The following is a 19,523-nucleotide window of genomic DNA, read 5'->3' on the forward strand; positions in this document are numbered from 1 at the left end:
GGCCGGGCCAAGCTCGCCGAAGCCGCGGCTACCGCGGCGGCGGCGAAAGACCACCGCACCCGACGCATCGCAGAACGCATCGTGGGTAACCACGGTGCCAACCTCACGGTCGAAGACTGCGACATTCGCACCTGGTACCGGCTATGGGGCAAAGCCTTGCAGGCCACCACACCCGGCCGGCTCATCACCGCCATCAGCCGCGAGTGTGAGAAGGCCGGCGGCCGCCTGCTGCGCGCATCGACCTTCACCACGAAACTGTCGCAGACGTGCCTGTGCGGTGCACAGGTGACGAAGACGCTCGCCGACCGAGTCCACCGATGCGTCTCCTGCGGCCTCGTCGCTGACCGCGACATGGTCTCCGCAGCCCTCGCCGCGCACGTCCGGCTCACCAATCCTGACGACCCCAGCACAGCGGGCCTGGACACCGTCCAGGCCCGCATGACACAGATAGTGTTCGCACAAGGGCTGCAAGAAGCCCTGTCGAGTCAACCGCAGCGCGGTGCCCGCCCCCGCAGGGGCCGCACCCACGCGGCAGCCCACACCCCCGGACTTCCGGGGCCGCGGGCCTCTGCTCGGCAAAACACCACCGACCGGTACCGGCCCACCCCGAATGAGACCCGACCCGCGCGCATGCGGCACAAGGCCCACGTCGGAACAGTCGCCCCAGTAGGGAACGCACCGCCCACAGGCGGCGCACCCGAACAGGAACTGGTCGGCCGGCATCCCATCACGGGATGACTCTTAGGGCATCACTCTGCACAGTGCGTCCAGTGTGCCTGCCCACGCGCTGTCCGAGGGCGCCGCGTAGTTGACCACCACGGCGTCCCGTTCGGGCAACTGCCATCCGCAGTCCGCCACTTCGTAGCGGAACTGCGTCAACCCCTTGATCGCCAGACCTTGCCGGGCCGCGTCCTGGACCACCGAGCTCTCGGTTCCACGCGGGAGTTCGAGGACCGTCTGCAGTCCTGCCGCCATGCCGGCCACACGAATGCCGGGAGCCCTCTGGCGCAGGACCTCGACCAGCTGATCGCGGCGACGCCGGTAGCGCAGCCGCATTGAGCGCACATGACGGTCGTACGCACCCGAGGCGATGAATTCCGCAAGCGTCAGCTGCTCCAGGGCGCTCGTCATGTAGTCGCCGTGCCCTTTGGCCCTCACGATCTCCGGGATGAGTTCCTCCGGCAGCACCATCCATCCAAGCCGTACCCCCGGCGCCAGGGACTTGCTCACGGAACCGAAGTACACCACTCGCTCCGGATCGAGGCCTTGCAGGGCCCCCACGGGCTGACGGTCGTACCGGAACTCCCCGTCATAGTCGTCCTCCAGGATCAGGCCGCCCGTGGCACGCGCCCACTCGACGGCCGCCGTGCGCCGGTCCGGGCAGAGCGCGACCCCCGTCGGGTACTGGTGCGCCGGGGTCATCAGCACCGCGCCCACGTCGCACAGTCGCGCGAGGTCCTCGATGCGTGTGCCATGGTCGTCGACGTAGAGGGACGGGGTGTGCAGACCGGCGTTCGCCAGCAGGTCGCGAAACACGTCGAGGCCGTAGGCCTCGACGGCCACCGCCCGCACCCGCCGCACCCTGAGCGCCTGCGCCATCAGCGCCAGGCCGTGGTGGAAACCGGAACAGATGATGATCCGCTCTGGCTCGGCATACACCCCGCGGGTTCGCGTCAGGTAGCCCGCGAGTGCGGTGCGCAGCTCGACGCGGCCGCGGGCGTCGCCGTAGCCAAAGGCGTCGTACGGCGCGGCGGTCAGAGCGCGGCGGGCCGCGGTGAGCCACTGCGTGCGGGGAAAGTTCGCGAGGTCCGGTGCACCCGTCCACAGGCCGTACCGGGGGCGGGGCTCGTCCGGCCTCGCGCGGGGAGCGTTGGGTGCGGCCGCCCTGTGCGTCTCGACCCGGGTGGCCACCCGGGTGCCGGAGCCCTGCTGGGCGGTGAGCCAGCCCTCGGCGACCAGCTCGGCGTAGGACTCGACCACGGTGTTGCGGGAGAGGCCGAGATCCGCGGCGAGGGAGCGGGAGGCCGGCAGCCGGCTGCCGGGCGCCAGACGTCCCGTGCGCACGGCCTCCCTCAGGGCGTCCGTGAGCCCTGCACGCAGCCCGGGTCCGTGCAGCTCCAGATGAAGGTCGGTGCCGAACGCGGTGGGCGGGCCGATTGCGGAATTGGTCCGCGAATCGTTCACATAGATGCACCCTACTCCCGTACCACCGGCGACGCAGCCTTGCGGGCAGGACGGTGAACTCAGCGCGAGAGCGCCGCGCGTCTCCCGGAGCACACGGTGTGTATGGACTGGGCGAAGCTCGCCCCCTGAGGCCTTCAAATCCGTGCTCCGTCTCGACGGGGCCTTGCATCGGGGCGTCGACGCGACGGTGCTGCGCCTGGTCAAGATCCGCGCGGTCCAGATCAACCACTGCGCGTTCTGCCTCCACATGCACAGCAAGGACGCGGTGGCGGCCGGAGAGTCGGTAGAGCGCATCATGCAGCTTGGCGCATGGACGGAGACGAGGCACTTCTACACGGCGAGGGAGATCGCTGCAATCGAGCTGACCGAGGCGATCACCCTGGTGGCGGACGGATTCGTCCCGGACGCGGTGTACGCAACGGCCGTCGCGGAGTTCGACGAGATCGAGCTCGCCCACCTCATCTCCGCGATCGTAGTCGGCGGCTGCTTGGCGGTTGGTCTACCAGGCGTGGCCTTCGTAGACGCCGGTGCGGGGCAGGGTGATCTCGGCGGAGGGTCCGCTGTCGAGTTGGCCGATGACGAGGATGCCGGTTTCGGATTCGATGCTGACGCGGGTGTGGCCTTGGGCGGGTGGGCGGCGGGGGTGTCCCAGATACGGAGGGTGATCTGGAGGGGGATGTCGGGTTGGAGGCTGAGGAGGTAGAGGTGGTAGCCGTTTCCGGTTACCACCTGTTGCTCTGCGGCGTCCAGGGCGGCTTCGTCGCCGACGTAGGCGTCGGCGTCGTAGACCTCCCCGCCGCGGCGGCCGGGGGTGGTGGTGATGTGGTGCTCGGCGAGAAGGGCGATGGCCGGTGGGGCCTTCCTACTTAGTCCCGGATGTCCTGCAACAGCCACTCACGGGGGATCTCGTGGCCCAGGCCGCGCTCACGGGCGCGCTCGTAGACGATCGCCGCGAGGGCGTGGAACTGGGCGCCCTGGATGTTGCCGCGCTCGGAGAACGTCACCTGCCGGTCGTCGTCCCGCGCGCGGGCGCGCCCTGCCAGCACGGCGTCGAGTCGGACCACTCGTGTCCCGCTGGGGGGCCGGCGCGATCCTCTGCCGTGCTGGTGGCGGTCCCAGACGGCGGCTTCCGGGCTGGCCCGATAGGTCACGTATTCGTCGTCGGTGGCCCAGTCGGGCGCCGACGAGGGCACGCTGGCACTGCCGAGCCGCAGCCACACGTCGAAGCGCTGTCGAGCGTGGGCATCTGGGCGTCCGCCGATGCAGGTGACGTGCGTGCCCGGGCGCAGGTCGCGGCCCAGGACGACGTCGCCGACCGCGTCGGTGCAGCCGGCCACGAGGTCGGCGCCGTGATGGGCGGTCTCGGGATCATCGACCGCCACCACCTCCACGCCGTGCAACTCCCGCATCTGTGCGGCGAAGCGCTCGCGGTGGGACCGGGTGGGGCTGTAGACCTGGACCCGCTCCAGAGGGCGGACGGTGAGGAAGGCCTCGATGTGGCTGCGCGCCATGCCGCCGGATCCGAGCAGGCCCAGCACGCGGGCGTCCTCGCGGGCGCCGAGACGCACGCCGATGGCCGAGTCGGCACCCACGCGCAGGTGCTGCAGCAGCCCGTCGTTGAGCAGCGCGACGGGCTCGCCGGTGCGGGTGTCCAGCAGGAGCACCAGACCGCAGAACATCCCGGGGCGCACGCAGTACTTCTCTTGGGTGCGACCACCCGGGGGACCGGCTTCCATGAGCACGTCCGACTTCATCCGGATGGCCGCATAGCCGCTGCGCGCCGAGCCGCCTTCCATCGTCCCCCACTGGTAGACGCGCTCGTCGTCCACGGGCAGGGACAGGTCGATGCGCGGCCGGCACACGCCGATGCCGGCGGCCAGGTCCCGGTACGACTCCTCGAGAGCGCGTACCACGTCGGGCATCGTGAGCACGGCGGCCGTGACCTCGTTGTTCAGGACGAGCATGATCCTCCGTTCGGCCGTGCGGGGGAGTGGGCGGGCCCGGGCCGGGCTGGTCACGCGGGCCGTTCAGGGGCGCAGGGGTGCGCTCGGGCCTTCGTACTCCGCGCGGGCCGCAAGGTGGCGCCACATCGCCGCCACGTTGAACGCCGGTCCGAGGTCGGGCAGTTCCTCGATGTCCTCGTCGGGAATCGGGCGCAGGGGCGCGGCGGTGGCGGCCACGGCCAGGGTCATGCGCGCCAGGGAGTCCACCGCCAGGGCCCGGGTGACCGCTTCCGCGACGGCATGGGTGGGGTCGCCGGTGCCGACGGCCACGAGTCCGTGCCCCCGCAGTACGACCACAGGACGGTCCCCGAGGCAGTCCGCCATTTTCTCGGCCAGGTCGCGCCGGCGGATCAGGGCCGAGCGGGGCCAGACGGGGATGCCGTCGTGGGCGAGCCGGGCCGCCGGTATGTCGTACGAACCTACGAGCGGAAGCCAGGGCAGGTCAGCCACGGACGCGGCGACCACGGCGGGCGGATGGGCGTGCACCACGGCAGTGACCTCCGGCCGTGACCGCAGGATCTCGGTGTGGATGGGCAGTTCGCTCGGCGCCTTCCACCCAGAGGGTGCCGAGCCTGTGCCGTCGAGGCCGACCTCCTGCACGTCGTCGACGACCGTGAAGGCGAGCCCGCGCTCAGCGGGTCCGCGTCCGCGGATCAGGAGGGTGTTCGGGCTGGTCCGGGCGCTCACGTGGCCCAGGATGTGTTCGACGAGGCCGGTGACGGCGAGTACGCGGCAGGCGACGGCGACGCGTTCACGAAGGGCTTCGTAGGACTCCACCTGGATTCGCCCACCCCTTGGATGTGTCCACTCCATTGGCCTGTTGGTATGACTTTAAGCCATTGCGTCGAAGGGCGTCAATAAAGCTCCTGGTCATGGGACAATGCGCACATGCCATCGCGACCCAGCCAGGCTCAGCGTGCTGAGACCGAAGCCGAGAACCCCGTCAAGGCGGCCGCCCCGGCCGAGGGGCTGTTCAAGACGGTCTCCTCGAGCCGTGTCTCGCAGCTGATCGTCGACCAGATTCGGATGCTCCTGAAGGAGGAGCGCCTGCAGCCCGGTGACCGGCTGCCCAGTGAGCGCGAGCTGTGCACGCAGTTCGGGGTGAGCCGTGTGACCGTGCGTGAGGCGCTGCGCAGCCTGGAGGCCAGCGGGCTCGTCGAGATCCGGCTCGGTGCCCGAGGCGGCGCGTTCGTGACGGCGCCGTCGTCGCGGCGGGTGGGTGAGGGGCTCGCCGACCTGCTGTCGCTGTCGCCGCTGACCGCCGCCGAGGTCACCGAGGCCCGCCTCGTCTTCGAGCTCGGCATCGTGCCCCTCATCGTCGAGCGCGCCACGGAAGAGGACCTCGACGCGCTCCGCGCCCTGTGCGACGAGCATGCGGAGGCCGTCAAGCAGGACACGTACGACATGGAGATGTCGGCGGACTTCCATACCCGTGTCGCCGCCTGCACGCACAACGGCGCGATCGAGATGCTCGTCCAGTCCTTCCACGGCCCGCTGTTGATGAGTCTGCGTGAGGCGCAGAGTATCGAGCCGCAGATGGGGCACCGCGGATCGAAGGAGCACCGCAAGTTCGTCGAGGCGATCGCGGCGCGTGATGCCGGGGCCGCGACGGAGATCATGCGTACGCACCTGCAGCGGACAGCGTCCAGGGTGAAGGGCGACGGCCGGCGCAGGTGATCCCGAAGTTGCCATGCCCCGGGTCCGGTTGGGCTCGGGGCTCTTTTGTGCTCCCCGAGAAGGCATTATGGTTAGACCATAAGGCGATTGGAAGGCTTCGGCCATCACAGGAGGCACCATGGGCAAGAAGGGACGAGTCTTCGTCCGCGGCCTGACCTCGGAGACGTACGGGCTCGGTGAGTACCGCCGCAGGCAGCTCGCCGTCCAGCGGGTCCGCGACGACTCCGTGGTCGTCGACGACGCGAAGGTGGCGCACTCGGGCGACAGCGAGAAGTCCCGGACGTGGTGGAGGGTCGGACCCGGGGACGCGGACTTCCTCACCCAGACGATCCAGGTCCACTTCGTCGAACTGCCGCCCGAGTCAAGCAATCACGGGCACGGACACCAGAACGAGGCGGCCTTCTACATCCTCCAGGGCCGGGGCTACGAGATCCACGACGACCAGCGCTACGACTGGACCAAGGACGACCTCGTCTTCGTCCACACCGACTCGGTGCACCGCCACTTCAACCCCTACGACGAGACGGCCACCGCCCTGGTGGTGAAGGCCAAGAGCACCTGGATGTTCATGGGCCTGTGGCAGCAGGGCCGCAGCGGCCCGGTCGAGCGCGAGGCCGAGTTCGGGCCCCGTGAGGACTGGTCCCGGATCTGGACACCCGGCGTCACGGATCGTAAGAAGGTCATCTCCCTGGCCGACACCACCTGGGAGAACACCCCGCTCGGCCGCGTCCGGGTGATGTCCTCGCCGGAACGCACGGACGCCCGCATCTTCTCCATCGACGCCTTCGAGCTCGACATCCCCGCCGGCAGCCGCTCGGGCAAGTACTGGAAGATGGCCGACGAGGTGTACTACGTGCTCGACGGCAGCGGTTACGCCCTCCAATGGGAGGTCGAGGCGGAGATCGCCGAGAAGTACTACGCGCGGGTCGCCCTGGAGCCGACCCGGCACGAGATCACCAAGGGCGACACGCTGTACGTGCCGCAGAACCACGTGTGCCAGCTCTTCTCCTACGACGGCACGCCGCTGCGGCTGCTGTCGGCGCAGAACCGCGTCTTCAAGCACCTCGGGTACGACACGGTGCACTTCATGGAGGACGCTCCCGAGTACCAGGCCGGGCAGAACGCCTGACCGACCGGAACACTTCGGCCCCACACCGTGCCACTGAGTGTGGGGCCGAAGTCATTCCTTGCACATGCCTGTCACGGGTGCGCCGTCGCGGCCTCCTCCGCGGCGGCGACGAGGTCGTCGACGCTCAACAGGGCCGGCTCCCGGGCCGTCTCCAGGCGCAGCGCGAGCGCCCCGTGCACGGTCTTGCGGATCCGGCGCCCGTCCAGACCGGTCAGAAGCTTGCCCACCCGCTGGTGCACGGCCGTGTCCTCGGCCAGCGTGGCCAGTTCGGGCCACTGCGCCGCCAGACCGCGCAGTGAGTCGGCCACGATCAGCGGGACCACCGAATCGTCGGGCAGTTCGGTGTGCACGACGAGGTCGGCGCGGGAGAGGAACGCCTCGTCGACGGCCTCGGCGAAGTTCGTCGTGACGACGAGCAGGGTGCCGGGGCGCTGCGCCCGCAACGAGTCCAGACCACTGAGCACGGCGTCGGTGGCCCGGTGGACGTCGACCGGGTTGGTGTCGAAGGACGCAGCGTGGCGCCGTACCGCGAGCGCCTCGACCTCGTCGACGAGGACCAGGGTGTGGGGCCGGCGTGCGGCCAGCTCCGGGAGCGTCTCGTGGAACAGCCGTGAGACGGCGCGCTGGCTCTCGCCCAGCATCTCGCTGGGGAAGGCGTGGGGGTCGACCTCGACGAGTGTCGTCGCACCGTGCGGGGCCAGCGTGCGGGCGGCGGCTTGCGCGAGCCCCTGGGCCAGCGTCGTCTTGCCGGTGCCGGGCGGTCCGGCCAGCACGACCAGACCGTGGGGTGCCACGGGCGAACCCGCGAGCCGCCGCCCGTGCCTGAGCACGAGGACGGCGGTCGCGAGCAGCCTCTCCTTGACCCGTGGGTCGATCATCACCGAGTCCCACGGTCCGTCATGGTGGTCGGCGGGCAGCGCATGGATCCCGGCGACGCCGTGCGGCAATGCAGTGCTCACCGCTTGCGGCCCCCGTTCACGGCCAGGTGGGGCGCGTGAGCGCCGGCCACTGGACGGTCGTGGGGTCACCGGCCTGCGCGTCCCGGATGTGCTCGGGCGGCTCCTCGAACAGCACCAGCGGATCGCACAGGGCGCGCATCGTCTCCAGCAGACTGTCGAACATATGGATGCGCACCACCTTGGCGGTGCGGTCCGTTGCGGAGTTGACGTGCTGGTGCCACAGGAAGTGGTCGACGACGATGATGTCGCCCTTCTTCCAGGGGTGCCGTTCGCCGCCTTCCGGCTCGGTTCCCAGATAGCTCTCGCCGCTGCCCTCGACGACGTACAGCCACGCCTCGCCGGGATGCCGGTGCATCGACTGGGCCCGGCCCGGAGCGATCTCGAACATCGCCATCGTGATGCCGGAGGCCTGGTAGCCGATGGCGCGGTCCAGCAGGAACGTGGTGCGGGTGCCGCGCGGGGTGTTGCGCAGCTCCAACTCGTCCCAGCTGGTGTGCAGCCGGCCCGAGCGGCGCGCCTCCTGGTCGCGGGCGAGTCGCCGCAGCCGCGTCGCATAGGGGTCGGCACCGTCACGACCCGGCGAGAACGGCGGGCGCGGCGGCAGTTCGGACACGGGGGTGTGGCCCGCGTCCTCGAGGACGGCCATGCCCATCGTCTCCAGCAGCGGCGCGCTGGAGAAGGTGAGGTAGCGCGTTGTGGTCTCGCCCTCGTTGCCGCTGCGGTGCCAGGACCAGGCAGGCAGGTGCAGCGAGTCGCCCGGCCCCCAGTCGATGCGCTTGCCGTCGATCTCGGTCCAGCCCCGGCCGGCCACCACGAACACCATGGCGTCCCATGAGTGCCGGTGCAGCGTCGTCACGGTCCCTGGGTCCAGTTCATGGGCCAAAGCGTCCATCGTGCGGGTGGGCCGGTCACCGTCGGCTCCGACGTAGACGCCCACGCGGCTGCCCCGCTCGGTGGGGTGCATCTCGACGTCCTCGAGGGCGACGACGGTGCGCTGGTTCTTCCGCCACTCCTCGATGAAGGCGGCTCGTCGGCGCTTCTGTACGTGGTAGTGAGTGACCTCGGTCGTGGTGTGCGTACTCAAGCGTGTCTCCCAACAGAACGAAATACACACGGAGTCGGAGGATCAGGAGGTGGCCGGCTGGGCCGTGGGCACGCTGTACTCGCGTACCGTGCGGCTGCGGGCCGCACTCGCGCCCGACACGGCGGCAGGGACCAGACCGCCGAGGGTCAGTGCCAGAACCGGGCCGAGCGCGCCGGCGGCCAGGCCCATCACCGAATCGCCGATCGCCGGGCCGCCGCGCGAACACATCTGGTAGATGGCGGAGACCCGGCCGCGCAGCTCGTCGGGTGTCTCCACCTGGACCGCGGCATGGCGGACGGTGGTCGCGACCGCGTCCGCCGCCCCCAGGGCGAGGGCCATGACGATCGCCACCGGGAAGGTGCGCGACTGGGCCAGGCCCACCACGGCCAGGCCGTACGCCGCCGTGCCCCAGAGCACGATCCGGCCGGCGCGTGCCGTGCGCACCAGCCGGAACACCCATACCGAGCCGATCAGCGCGCCTGCCGAGGGGGCCGCGGACAGCAGTCCGTAGCCGGTGGCGCCGACATGCAGGACGTCCGCGGCGAAGGCGGGCAGCAGCACCCGGTAGGCACCGAACACTGTGGCGGTCATGTCCAGGCCCATCAACTGCCAGACCACGGGCCGCTCCGCCACGTAGCGCACGCTCTCCCGCAGGCTCCCCAGCAGGGACCGCCGCTCGCCGCCGCCCGCCAGGGGAGGCACCCGCAGCAGGGCGAGGACGACGACGAGCGCGGCGTAGGTGACGGCGTCGAAGACGTACACCGCCCCTGGGCCGCCGACGGCGATCAGCACACCCGCGAACGCGGGGCCTACCAAAATGGCCAGTTCGCGCGACGGGTTGAGCAGTGCGAACGCCTCGACGAGACGTTCGCGCGGCACCATCGCCGGGATCAGCGCCTGCCGCGCGGGCTGGTCGAACGTCGCGGCCGCCGTCGCCAGCAGCGACGAGACCACGACCGACCACACCGTGGCGGCGCCCGCCAGGGTGATCGCGGCGAGGGCCGCCGACACCAGCAGTGCGACGCCCTGAGTGACCTGGAGCAGGTGTCGGCGGTCCAGCCGGTCGGCGTAGATCCCGCCGACCGGCGACAGCACCAGCAGGGCCACGGCCTGGGCGAGACCGACGAGTCCCACCTGCGCGGTCGAGCTGGTGAGCTGGTAGACCTGGTAGAGGTTGGCGGCGACGGCTCCCCTGGTCCCGATCTGGGAGAGGACGACGCCGCCCCAGTAGAGGTCGAAGTCCCGGTTGCGCAGTACTTCGGGTATCGCCATCGGTCAGTCGACCGGGACGAGGGTCACCTTGTCCGGGGCGACCGAGAAGTGCACTTCGGTGCCCGGCGGGATCGACAGGTTGGGATTGGAACGGTTGCGGACCTCCAGATCGCCCACACCCACGATGTGGTCCACGACGTCGCCCATGAAGGCGCGGGTGAGGACCGTACCCGACCACTCATTGGGCACATCGCCCCGCCGCTCACGGGACAGATCGACGCACTCGGGGCGGATCGAGATGAGCACTGTGTCACCGACCGCGGGCGGCGCCTCCACCCCGTGGGCCACGAGGCGGCCCTGTTGCGCGTCCACCTGCACTTCGCCGCCCGAGACCGAGACGACCTTCGCCTCGATGAAGTTGGAGGTGCCGATGAACTCGGCCACGAACCGCGTGGCCGGCTTGGTGTAGATCTCGCGGGGCTTGCCGATCTGCTCGATACGGCCCTGGTTCATCACCGCGATGCGGTTCGACATCACCAGCGCCTCGGACTGGTCGTGGGTGACGTAGATTGCGGTGAGATTCAGCTCCCGCTGAAGACGCTTGAGTTCGAAACGCATCGTCTCGCGCAGCTTGGCGTCCAGATTGGACAGCGGTTCGTCCAGCAGCATCAGCTCCGGCCGGGTCACCAGGGCGCGGGCCAGGGCCAGTCGCTGCTGCTGGCCGCCGGAGAGTTTGGTGGCGGCCCGGGCCGCGTAGGCGCCGAGCTCGGTGACCTCGAGGACCTGGCCGACGCGGTCCTCGATCTCCTTGCGGCCGGGGCGCTTGGCGCGGGGCATCACCTCCAGCGGGAACGACACGTTCTTGAAGACCGACATGTGCGGCCAGATGGCGTACGACTGGAAGACCATGCCGAGTCCGCGCTGGTTGGCGCGCATGTTGACACCGTGCTTGGAGTCGAACAGCACGCGTCCGCCCAGTGTCACCCGGCCCTCCGTCGGGCGTTCCAGGCCCGCGACGGAGCGCAGGGTGGTGGTCTTTCCGCAGCCGGAGGGGCCGAGCAGCGTGAACAACTCACCGTCGTGCACCTCGAAGTCGACCCCGCCGACGGCGAACACACGCGTGCCCGCGTCGGATCGCCGCCCGGAGGTGTCGTCGTAACTCTTCTTGAGGGATTCGACCGTCAACATCGCTGAAGGTCCCTTCGATCAGTTCGCGGAGTCGCTCTGCAGCCCGAAACGGGCACCCAGGCGGTAGGCAATGGAGACGAGGACGACGAGGAGGACGACCATGCAGACGCCCAGGGCGGCCAGGGTGGTGAACTGGCCGTTCTCGAACTGCTCCCAGATCAGGACCGACAGCACCTCTTTGCCGGGGCTGTACAGGAGGATCGTGCTGGACAGCTCACGGAAGGACACGACGAGGATGTAGACCCAGCCGGCCAGGATGCCGCCGCTCATCAGCGGCAGCAGCACACGGCGGAAGGTCTGGAACCACGAGGCGCCGGAGACCGCCGCCGACTCCTCGAGCTCGGGTGACATCTGCGCCATAGCGGACGAGGAGTAGCGCATGCCGTACGGCAGGTAACGCGTGCAGTACGACACCAGCAGGATGAGCAGCGTGCCGTAGATCGGCAGCGACATCCGCAGATAGACGAACGACAGCGCGAGGCCGAGAACGAGCCCGGGGATCACGATGGGGGTGAAGGCCAGCAGGTCGAGCAGCCGTCGGCCCGGGGCCCTGGTGCGCAGGACCACCCAGGAGACGATCGCGGTGAGGATCATCACCGCCGTCGCGGCGCCCACGCCCACGATGAGCGAGTTCTTCAGCGCCGTGAACGCCAGCGGCATGTCGAAGACGGCACGGTAGTTGGCGAAGCTCATCTGGCTGAGGGTCTTGCGGGTCGGTGCGGCGTAGTACTTCAGCAGCGAGGCGTACACGAGGACGGCGACCGGCAGGACCACCGTGAGCAGGAAGTAGAGGATCACTCCGGCGCCCACGAACGGCCGCGCCCGGCCCAGCTCGACAGGACGCGGCCGGAACGCCTTGCCCGTCACCGTCTGGAAGTTGCGCGAGGAGCGCTGGAGCCAGCTGGAGACCAGCACGCCGACCGCCGCGATGACCAGCAGTCCGATGGCGTAGGCGCCGGCGGCTCCGTAGTCGATGGGGTAGGCCCGCAGGACGAAGTAGATCCGGCTGGTGAACACATAGATGCCGTTCTGCAGTCCGAGCAGTCCGGGCACCTCGAAGCTTTCCAGGGACTGCACGAACATCAGCAGTGCCGCGGAGATCATGGCGGGCCGCAGCAGCGGAACCGTGACCCGGCGCAGAACCGTGAGGCGGTTCGCCCCCGACATGGCGGCGGATTCCTCCAGCGAGGGATCCATCGCCCGGAAGGCGGCCACCATCAGCAGGAACGCCACCGGAGCGAGGTGCAGCCCCTGCACCCAGATCATGCCCCAGACGCTGTAGATGTTGATCGGGGAGGAGCCGAACAGGGGCTTGAAGACGAGTGAGTTGAGAAGCCCGCTCGAGGGATCACCGAGGAAGATCCACGAGGTGGCGTACAGGATGCCCGGCACGATGAGCGGCACGAGCGACGCCGCGAAGAACAGCCCCTTGAACGGGGTGTCCGTCCGTACTTGCACATACGCCAGGGCCGTGCCGAGGACGAGCGCGAGGGCGGCCGAACCGAGGGCGAACCACAGCGAGTTCAGCATCATCTCGCCGGACTGCGAATTGCCGCCGTAGGCACGTGCGAACGCGTTGAAGGAGAGGCCGCTGCCGTCGGCGCTGAGGAAGGTGTCGTGGACCAGGTAGCCCAGGGGCACGATCGCCAGGTATCCGACCACGACGACGGCGCCGCCGACCAGCAGGCCCTGCAGGGACAGCGGGCGCCGCAGCAGGCGCAGTAGCCGGTGCGCCCTGCGGTCCTCCGCGGGCTGTGGTGTGCGTCCGGGACGGGCTTCGGGGCCGTCGTCCCGGGCGGTCGTGGACGTGGGTGCGAGGGTCATCGGTGGTCAGCTCCCCGTCGTGGCGGCGCCGCGCAGCAGCGCGTCATACTTCTTGTCCCAGGAGCCGTCGTCCTTGCTGAGGCCCTTGACGTCGAAGGGGACGAGGGTGAGGCCGGTGAGGCTCTTGTCCCCGGGGACCTTCGTCGACGGCGTGAGCCCGAGCTTGACGAGTTCCTTCTGCCCGTCCGTCAGCAGCCAGTTGTAGAAGAGCCAGGCGCCGGCAGGATGCTGTGCGTTCTTGATCATGCCGACGCCGTTGGGCCGGGCGAAGGCGGGTATCTTCGACACCCCGCCCTGCGGCAGGTGGGCGACGGGGGCGCCCTTCTCGGCCGCGCGGTCCGTGATGTAGGTGTAGTTCATCGCCTCCATCGGCGACTGGCCGGCGGAGAGGAACTGCATCATTGTTGTGTGACCCTTGGACACCTTGGAGTTGGCGACGATGGCCTTCCAGAGCTTGTCCACCTCGGCCTGCGACTTGCCTTGGTCCAGCCAGTACTTGGTGACGTTCTCGAACCAGTCGCTGTCGCTGACCTCGAGGGTCAGCTTGCCCTTGTACTTGGGCAGGGCGAGGTCCTCCCAGCTGTGCGGCTCGTCGGCGGGCTTGATCAGATCGGTGTTCCACGCGGGCTGGAAGACGTTCAGCCGGCTCGCCGTCCAGTGCGCGAACTTGCCGGCCGACTCGACCTTGTCGAGTGAGGAGCCGTTGAAGTCCGCCAGGAGGTTGTTGTCGGACAGGGCCGTCATCTCCAGGAAGTTGGTCTCCACCGTGTCCGCGCCTGCCTTGCCGGCCTGCGCCTCCTGCAGCGCCCGCTGCAGTACCGTCTCGGAGTTGCCGCGGAAGACGCTGACGTGGATGCCGTACTGCTTCTCGAAGGCCTGCGCGATCGGGGTCGCGATGTCCGCGGTCATCGAGGTGTAGAGGGAGAGAGTTCTGCCCTCCTTCTGGGCGAGCTCCTTGGCTTTGGCGACCTGTTGGTCCTTGGGGAGGGCGGCGATCTGCGCGTAGGTGCCGTCCGCCTTGGCGTTGGACGCCGTGGTGACGGCGCTGCCGCATCCGGTGGTGGCGGCCGCGACCAGTAGTCCGGCCAGGGCGACGGTGGTGTTACGGGTCCTCATGCGGTGCTCTCCTGAAGAAGGGCGTGAAGGGGGAGTGCGGTCAGCCCGCCGTGGGGACGCCGCGCAGCAGCGCGTCGTAGGCGGTGTTCCATTTCTTGGTGTCGGTCTCGGCGGTCTTCGAGAGGCTGTAGGTGGTGGTGCCGGCCGGGATCGGGTCCTTGTAGCCGGGCACGCGCTTGGCCGCCGGGATCCGCAGCGACTCGGCGATGATCTTCTGACCCTCGGTGAGCACCCAGTCGGTCCACAACAGGGCCGCGGCCGGGTGACGTGGACGGGCCATGAGCGCCACGCCGTTGGGGCGGAGGATCACCGGCTCGACGGCGGGCCGCCAGGCCACGGGCGCGCCCTTCTTGGCCGCCTTGTCGACGGTGTGGCTGTAGACCGAGAGGGCCACGGCGAACTGGCCGGCGCTGAGCAATTCACCCTGCACAGTGTGGCCCTTGACGACCTTGACGTTGGCGGCGATCTTCTTGAACAGGGCGTCCACGGCGGAGGGGCTCATGCCCTTCTCCTCGGTCAGATACGTGTGCATCGACGCGTACCAGTCCCAGTCGCCGACCTCGACGGAGAGCTTGCCCTTCCACTTCGGGTCGGCGAAGTCGGCGAAGTCCTTCGGTTCCTGGCCCGCCGTGACCTGGTCGGTGTTCCAGCCGACGACGAAGGCGTTGAACCGTTCGGCCGTCCATCCGCCGAGGTTCTTCGCGGCGTCCTTCAGACCAGCTTCGGCGGGTCCCTCGTAGGCGTGGAGCAGGTGCTGGCCGTCCAGGGCACGCAGTTCGAGGTCGTTGGTGTCCATGACGTCGTTCTGTGGCTTGTTCGCCTGGTTCTCCTGCAGTGCACGCTGCAGCACCGTCTCGGAGTTGGCACGGAAGGCGTGGACCTTGATTCCGGGGTACGCCTTCTGGAACCCGTCGACGAGGTCCTGGATGTCGGTGTTGGAGGTGTACAGGTCCAGTACGCCGCCCTCGCTCTTGGCGTCGGCGAGGAGCTTGTCCGTGCGCTCCTTGCCGGTGAGGGACTCGTACGCGGCGTAGGGGTTCTTGTCGGGGGCGGAGCCGGCGGTTCCCGTCGTCGGGGAGGCGCCGCAGCCGGTGAGGAGGAGGCCGCCGACCAGAAGGCCGACGGGAAGAGCGCCTTGACGCATCGCACACTCCTTGGACGAGGCGGATGGCTCGAGGGCGGACGGGAAGGGCACAGAGTGTGGGGGAGCGGTGCGGTCGCGCCGACGGCGGGTGGTGAGTCGTCGGCGCGGCGGCGTGCGGCTGCGGTTCGCGTCCGTCCGAGTGCCGGGTCCCTGCATAAAACTGCAAGGTCGGTCTTATGGTCTAACCATCGGACAAGAGCTTTACTTTATTGTTACGGCCCGCGGGCGAGGGGTTCCACGCCCCTGGGCTTCGGGTCATGGGGAGGCGGGAGGTCGGCCGGGATTTTGTCGGAAGACGAGCGACTTGATCGTGACCGGCACCGTGAGGGACGGGAAGCGCACCCGTCCGATATCGACGTAGTCGAAGTCCCGCAGGCTCAGCCCGTCGATCACGAGCAGATCGGCGGTGACGTCCAGCTCGTCCCGCAACAGCCGGCCGAGCGTGAGTGCGACATCGCCGTCGAGCACGACGTACAACGGCCTTCCCTGCGCGCACCGTTCGGCGAGCGCGTCCCGGATGCCGCGTGCGAAGGGCAGCAGTCGGTCGTAGCTCGGCGGCCCGCTCCAGGTCAGGGCGAGGGCGATGTCCGCACCCGTCTGGGCGACGTCCAGGGCGACCAGATGCCGGCGGACCGCCGACTCGACCGCATCGCTGTCGACCCTCTCGCCGAGCTCGTACGCCGGTTTGAGCACCTGCAGGTTGCGGCGCGGCAGCAATGCGTCGGGGTCGGAGATGAAGCCGGTGTTGCCGCTGAGCTGGACGCTGTACTCCGATGCGCCCACCGCCGTCGCGCGGATGCACTCGCCCGGCGGAAGCAAGGGATACGGCAGCGCACCGTCGTCCAGCCGCCGGCGCAGCGCGCGTCCCAGGCGGCGACCAAGGTCTCCAAAGTCCCTACGCTCCCTGTCGTAGACGTACTCGGCGACCCCGCCCGAGAACATCACCCCGTCGACCGGGGCGAGTTCGGACAGCGGCTCGGTGAGGAAAAGGGCCCGGACGCGTTCGCTGGGCGCCGCCGCGGTGAGGGCCTCGACCAGCGTGTCCGCCATCGCCTCGGCCACCCGGTTCAGTTCCTCGCCCCGGACGGTGTCACCGCGCGTCCAGTCCGCGAACCCGGCCCGCTCGGCGTGCACACGGCCGGCCGGATCGAGCCGGACGATACGTCCGGCGGCGTCGACCACCTGGAGTCTGCCACCGATGTGCACGGCGGCGGTGGCGACGACCCGCCCCCGGTCCAGCACGGCGAGCTTGGTGGTCCCGCCTCCGATGTCGACGTTGAGGATGCGCCGCCCGGTGTCGTACGACGCCTTCGCGGCTCCCGATCCGTAGGCGGCCAGCATGGCCTCCATATGGTGGCCCGCGCTCGCGTTGACCAGCTCACCCCCGCGCTCGGCGAGGACGGCGGCGATCGCCTCCGCGTTGCGCCGGCGCAACGCCTCGCCGGTGAGGATCACGACACCGGTGTCGACGTCGGCCGGATCGACGGCTGCCTCCTTGTACGCCACGTCGATGATCGCGCCGAGGGCCTCGGCGTCGATGTACTCGTCGCTCGCGTAGGGCGTGAGTTCCACCGGGGAGCGGTGGAGGGTCTCCCGCCGCACCACGAGGTACCGGCTCGTCAGATCCTCGCCGATGCGCCGCAGATGCAGGCGGGAGAAGACGACCTGGGCGCCGGAGGACCCGATGTCGATGCCCACGCTGTGCAGGGTGACGTTGTCCTGCTGCCAGATCGGGTTGTCCTCGAGGCCCCCGGCCACGTCGTCGTGCACATGGTCGTGGTCGGGGAGGTACGCCGAATGAACCGTGCGCACCCCGTCGTCATGGTTGTGGTCTTCGGCGTGCCGCACGGTTCCCGCTCCTCAACTTCCTGTGTCAGACGGTGGCGGACTGCTCCGGGCTCGGCGGGAGCGTGGCGAGCTCCGCTTCGTAGACGGCGTCCATCCTGGGCTCCATCCCGTGCTTGGCCAGGGCCTCCCGGAACGTCTCACGCACATACGACGACTCGTCGGCATAGTCGATCTGGTCGCCGCCGATGCGCCGGCTGATCCAGGCCTTCGGCACGCCCTGCGCGTTGCGTACGGACACGACCTCGTGCTTGAAGGCCAGATAACGGCTCGGCTCAGTACCGGTGTTGAAGTGCTGGTGGAACCACATGTTCGGCGGGACGATCAACGCGCCCGGCCCCCACTCGTAGCGGCGGGGCTCCTCGCCCTCCGGCCACATGAGGCTGTAGCCCTCGCCGGACAGGATGATGACATGGGCGCCGGGTCCGTGCCGGTGCCCCTTCTTGTACGTCGCGGTCGGGAACTGTGAGATATGGCTGTTCATCGACCCCTTGGCCATCGCGAAGCGGATGTGTCCACCACCGGCGCCCCGCTCCTTCGCCTCGATCAGTGGAAGGTTGACCGCGTCCGCGACGAAGTTCGTGTCGAGCAGCAGGCCCTTCTGCTCGCCCCTGGGGGAGAAGTAGTCGGGCTCGCCGTCGAAGCGGTCCGGGAAGTCCCTCGGGGTGTCGAAGACGAAGTCCGGGTCGCCGTAGAGGTTGATGACGGGAGGCAGGTTCGTCGAGGAGACGAAGCGCGCCGCCTTGCGGCCGGACCCGTTGAAGTGCTGGTGATGGGCGTTGAGCGGAATGGCGAAGATCGATCCGGCCTGCCACTCGAAGGTCACCTCGGCGCCGGAGTCGTTCCAGACCTTCGTCGATCCCTGGCCGTCGAGGACCAGGATCATCTCCTCGAACAGCTGCCGCTGCGGAGCGAGTGAACCGCCGGCGGGGATCTCGCAGACGTAGCAGTCGTTGGAGGTGCGGGTGGCCTCGTGGTTGATGAAGACGCCGCGGCCGCCGCGTCGTTCCCACGGCTTCAGCTCGACGGTACGCAGATCGGGGATGTAGTGGGCCGCGATGATGTCGAGCCCTTCGGCGGCGACCCAGCGGGTGTAGGGGGATTCCTTCTCCGTGGCGAACTTCGCCGCCAGGGAGTCGTTGACGAGCGCATCCTTGGCCATTCGGCGGCCCTTCCTGGTCGGCTCTTGCGACATGACGTGCGCTGACAGAGACATTGGGGGTGTGGATTGGTAGAACCATAAGTCCATCACTGGAGGGCGTCAACGAGTCGTGCGCGATGATCGGAATCCCTCTGCGGCCACTTCCGCGGCCGCCGTCGCGGCGGCCGCGGGTTCCAGGTAGCGGCCGCCCCGGACGAGCGGTTTCAAGTCCTCGCCGAGGTCGTACCGCAGGGGCATGGCGGTGGGGATGTTCAGGCTTGGCACCTCCTCGCGGCTCATCCGGTCCAGGTGGGCGACAAGGGCTCGCAGCGAGTTGCTGTGCGCGACGAGCAACGTGGTGCGGCCCGCGCGCAGATCCGGTACGACGGCCTGGTGCCAGTACGGCAGCAGCCGGGCCGTGACGTCGGCGAGCGACTCCGTGCGCGGCAGAAGGGAACGGGGTACGTCCGCGTAGCGCGGGTCGTCCGAGACGTCGCCCTGGGCGCCTTCGGCGACCGGCGGCGGGGCGGCGTCGTAGGAGCGGCGCCAGAGCCGGAAGCGCTCCTCGCCGAACTCCTTGAGAACGTCGCCCTTCTCCCGGCCCTGCAAGGCTCCGTAGTGGCGTTCGTTGAGCCGCCAGTGGGCGGTCATCCGCGCCCCGTGGGCGCCGGCGCTCCCTGCGACCAGGTCGGCGGTTCGCACCGCCCGGGTCAGGACCGAGCTGTGCACCGCGTCGGGCGCGAGACCCGCCTCGCGCAGCAACTCACCACACCGCGCGGCCTGTTGTTCTCCGTGTGAGGTCAGGCCGACATCGGTCCAGCCGGTGAACAGCTGCCTGGCGTTCCATGCGCTCTCGCCGTGGCGAAGCAGGATCAGTGTTCCCATGCCGCTGATTGTGATCCCTCGTCCCGTCTCTTGTTCCCTCTTTCAGCATTCTGGTCTAATGGACAGACCACCGAACGGAGTGCGGCCCCAACGGCATGCCCGTTCGCAGTGGATTCCGCCGATCGCGAGAGG

17 protein-coding genes and 1 pseudogene are annotated in these 19,523 nt (G+C 69.3%); 5 read left to right on the top strand and 13 right to left on the bottom strand.

Annotated elements, in window-relative coordinates; genetic code table 11:
- A partial coding sequence (locus ACWDA7_RS32045; protein WP_450608679.1) for a zinc ribbon domain-containing protein occupies positions 1-738 on the top strand: 738 nt, incomplete at its 5' end.
- Between the two features lie 3 nt (positions 739-741).
- Here ACWDA7_RS32045 and pdxR read toward each other — a convergent pair.
- Positions 742-2,184, bottom strand: a complete 1,443-nt coding sequence (pdxR, locus tag ACWDA7_RS32050; protein WP_450608681.1) for a MocR-like pyridoxine biosynthesis transcription factor PdxR — start codon at positions 2,182-2,184, stop codon at positions 742-744.
- A 102-nt stretch (positions 2,185-2,286) separates the two neighbouring features.
- On the opposite strand from pdxR, the pseudogene ACWDA7_RS32055 reads away from it, so the two are divergent.
- A pseudogene (locus ACWDA7_RS32055) lies at positions 2,287-2,662 on the top strand (carboxymuconolactone decarboxylase family protein); the annotation flags it as partial.
- A 227-nt stretch (positions 2,663-2,889) separates the two neighbouring features.
- Positions 2,890-3,054 (top strand): hypothetical protein, encoded by a 165-nt coding sequence (locus tag ACWDA7_RS32060; RefSeq protein WP_450608683.1) that lies wholly within the window; start codon positions 2,890-2,892, stop codon positions 3,052-3,054.
- Here ACWDA7_RS32060 and ACWDA7_RS32065 read toward each other — a convergent pair.
- Positions 3,051-4,148: an ornithine cyclodeaminase family protein gene (locus ACWDA7_RS32065; protein WP_450608685.1), complete on the bottom strand. Its 1,098-nt coding sequence runs from the start codon at positions 4,146-4,148 to the stop codon at positions 3,051-3,053. The genes ACWDA7_RS32060 and ACWDA7_RS32065 overlap by 4 nt on opposite strands.
- Positions 4,149-4,211: 63 nt before the next feature.
- The gene (locus tag ACWDA7_RS32070) at positions 4,212-4,964 is read right to left on the bottom strand and encodes a class II aldolase/adducin family protein (protein ID WP_450608687.1); all 753 of its coding nucleotides are present in this window, start codon (positions 4,962-4,964) and stop codon (positions 4,212-4,214) included.
- A 111-nt stretch (positions 4,965-5,075) separates the two neighbouring features.
- Between ACWDA7_RS32070 and ACWDA7_RS32075 the strand changes: the two genes are divergently transcribed.
- On the top strand, positions 5,076-5,864 hold the full coding sequence (locus ACWDA7_RS32075; RefSeq protein WP_450608689.1) for a FadR/GntR family transcriptional regulator: 789 nt from the start codon (positions 5,076-5,078) through the stop codon (positions 5,862-5,864).
- A 118-nt stretch (positions 5,865-5,982) separates the two neighbouring features.
- Complete coding sequence (locus ACWDA7_RS32080) at positions 5,983-6,993, top strand: cupin domain-containing protein (RefSeq protein ID WP_450608691.1); 1,011 nt, start codon at positions 5,983-5,985, stop codon at positions 6,991-6,993.
- A 71-nt stretch (positions 6,994-7,064) separates the two neighbouring features.
- Here the strand turns inward: ACWDA7_RS32080 and ACWDA7_RS32085 are convergent, their stop codons facing one another.
- The 10 genes from ACWDA7_RS32085 to ACWDA7_RS32130 form a co-directional block, all read right to left on the bottom strand.
- A complete protein-coding gene (locus ACWDA7_RS32085; RefSeq protein ID WP_450608692.1) occupies positions 7,065-7,952 on the bottom strand; it encodes an AAA family ATPase in 888 nt (295 codons plus the stop codon).
- A 16-nt stretch (positions 7,953-7,968) separates the two neighbouring features.
- On the bottom strand, positions 7,969-9,036 hold the full coding sequence (locus tag ACWDA7_RS32090; protein WP_450608694.1) for a cupin domain-containing protein: 1,068 nt from the start codon (positions 9,034-9,036) through the stop codon (positions 7,969-7,971).
- Positions 9,037-9,078: 42 nt separating this feature from the next.
- Complete coding sequence (locus ACWDA7_RS32095) at positions 9,079-10,308, bottom strand: MFS transporter (RefSeq protein WP_450608695.1); 1,230 nt, start codon at positions 10,306-10,308, stop codon at positions 9,079-9,081.
- 3 nt (positions 10,309-10,311) lie between these two features.
- Positions 10,312-11,436, bottom strand: coding sequence for an ABC transporter ATP-binding protein (locus ACWDA7_RS32100; RefSeq protein WP_450608697.1), 1,125 nt, complete (start codon positions 11,434-11,436; stop codon positions 10,312-10,314).
- An 18-nt stretch (positions 11,437-11,454) separates the two neighbouring features.
- Positions 11,455-13,260 carry an ABC transporter permease gene (locus ACWDA7_RS32105; protein ID WP_450608699.1) on the bottom strand — a complete coding sequence of 602 codons (1,806 nt, stop codon included), beginning with the start codon at positions 13,258-13,260 and terminating at the stop codon, positions 11,455-11,457.
- Between the two features lie 6 nt (positions 13,261-13,266).
- Positions 13,267-14,376 carry an ABC transporter substrate-binding protein gene (locus ACWDA7_RS32110; protein WP_450608701.1) on the bottom strand — a complete coding sequence of 370 codons (1,110 nt, stop codon included), beginning with the start codon at positions 14,374-14,376 and terminating at the stop codon, positions 13,267-13,269.
- A 40-nt stretch (positions 14,377-14,416) separates the two neighbouring features.
- Positions 14,417-15,520 carry an ABC transporter substrate-binding protein gene (locus ACWDA7_RS32115; protein WP_450608703.1) on the bottom strand — a complete coding sequence of 368 codons (1,104 nt, stop codon included), beginning with the start codon at positions 15,518-15,520 and terminating at the stop codon, positions 14,417-14,419.
- Positions 15,521-15,775: 255 nt separating this feature from the next.
- The gene (locus ACWDA7_RS32120) at positions 15,776-17,368 is read right to left on the bottom strand and encodes an ethanolamine ammonia-lyase reactivating factor EutA (protein WP_450608705.1); all 1,593 of its coding nucleotides are present in this window, start codon (positions 17,366-17,368) and stop codon (positions 15,776-15,778) included.
- A gap of 25 nt (positions 17,369-17,393) precedes the next feature.
- The gene (locus ACWDA7_RS32125) at positions 17,394-18,527 is read right to left on the bottom strand and encodes an ethanolamine ammonia lyase-activating protein (RefSeq protein WP_450608707.1); all 1,134 of its coding nucleotides are present in this window, start codon (positions 18,525-18,527) and stop codon (positions 17,394-17,396) included.
- Between the two features lie 99 nt (positions 18,528-18,626).
- Entirely contained in the window at positions 18,627-19,391 is a 765-nt protein-coding gene (locus ACWDA7_RS32130) for a 2,3-bisphosphoglycerate-dependent phosphoglycerate mutase (RefSeq protein ID WP_450608709.1), read from the bottom strand.
- Positions 19,392-19,523 lie beyond the last annotated feature (132 nt).

The sequence above is a fragment of the Streptomyces sp. NPDC001156 genome (assembly GCF_053598275.1).

Bases quoted from the DNA above. Each gene is read 5' to 3' on its own strand.
- ACWDA7_RS32065 (WP_450608685.1), bottom strand. From the start codon at position 4,148: ATGCTCGTCCTGAACAACGAGGTCACGGCCGCCGTGCTCACGATGCCC.
- ACWDA7_RS32075 (WP_450608689.1), top strand. From the start codon at position 5,076: ATGCCATCGCGACCCAGCCAGGCTCAGCGTGCTGAGACCGAAGCCGAG.
- ACWDA7_RS32080 (WP_450608691.1), top strand. From the start codon at position 5,983: ATGGGCAAGAAGGGACGAGTCTTCGTCCGCGGCCTGACCTCGGAGACG.
- ACWDA7_RS32095 (WP_450608695.1), bottom strand. From the start codon at position 10,308: ATGGCGATACCCGAAGTACTGCGCAACCGGGACTTCGACCTCTACTGG.
- ACWDA7_RS32100 (WP_450608697.1), bottom strand. From the start codon at position 11,436: ATGTTGACGGTCGAATCCCTCAAGAAGAGTTACGACGACACCTCCGGG.
- ACWDA7_RS32105 (WP_450608699.1), bottom strand. From the start codon at position 13,260: ATGACCCTCGCACCCACGTCCACGACCGCCCGGGACGACGGCCCCGAA.
- ACWDA7_RS32110 (WP_450608701.1), bottom strand. From the start codon at position 14,376: ATGAGGACCCGTAACACCACCGTCGCCCTGGCCGGACTACTGGTCGCG.
- ACWDA7_RS32115 (WP_450608703.1), bottom strand. From the start codon at position 15,520: ATGCGTCAAGGCGCTCTTCCCGTCGGCCTTCTGGTCGGCGGCCTCCTC.
- ACWDA7_RS32125 (WP_450608707.1), bottom strand. From the start codon at position 18,527: ATGGCCAAGGATGCGCTCGTCAACGACTCCCTGGCGGCGAAGTTCGCC.
- ACWDA7_RS32130 (WP_450608709.1), bottom strand. From the start codon at position 19,391: ATGGGAACACTGATCCTGCTTCGCCACGGCGAGAGCGCATGGAACGCC.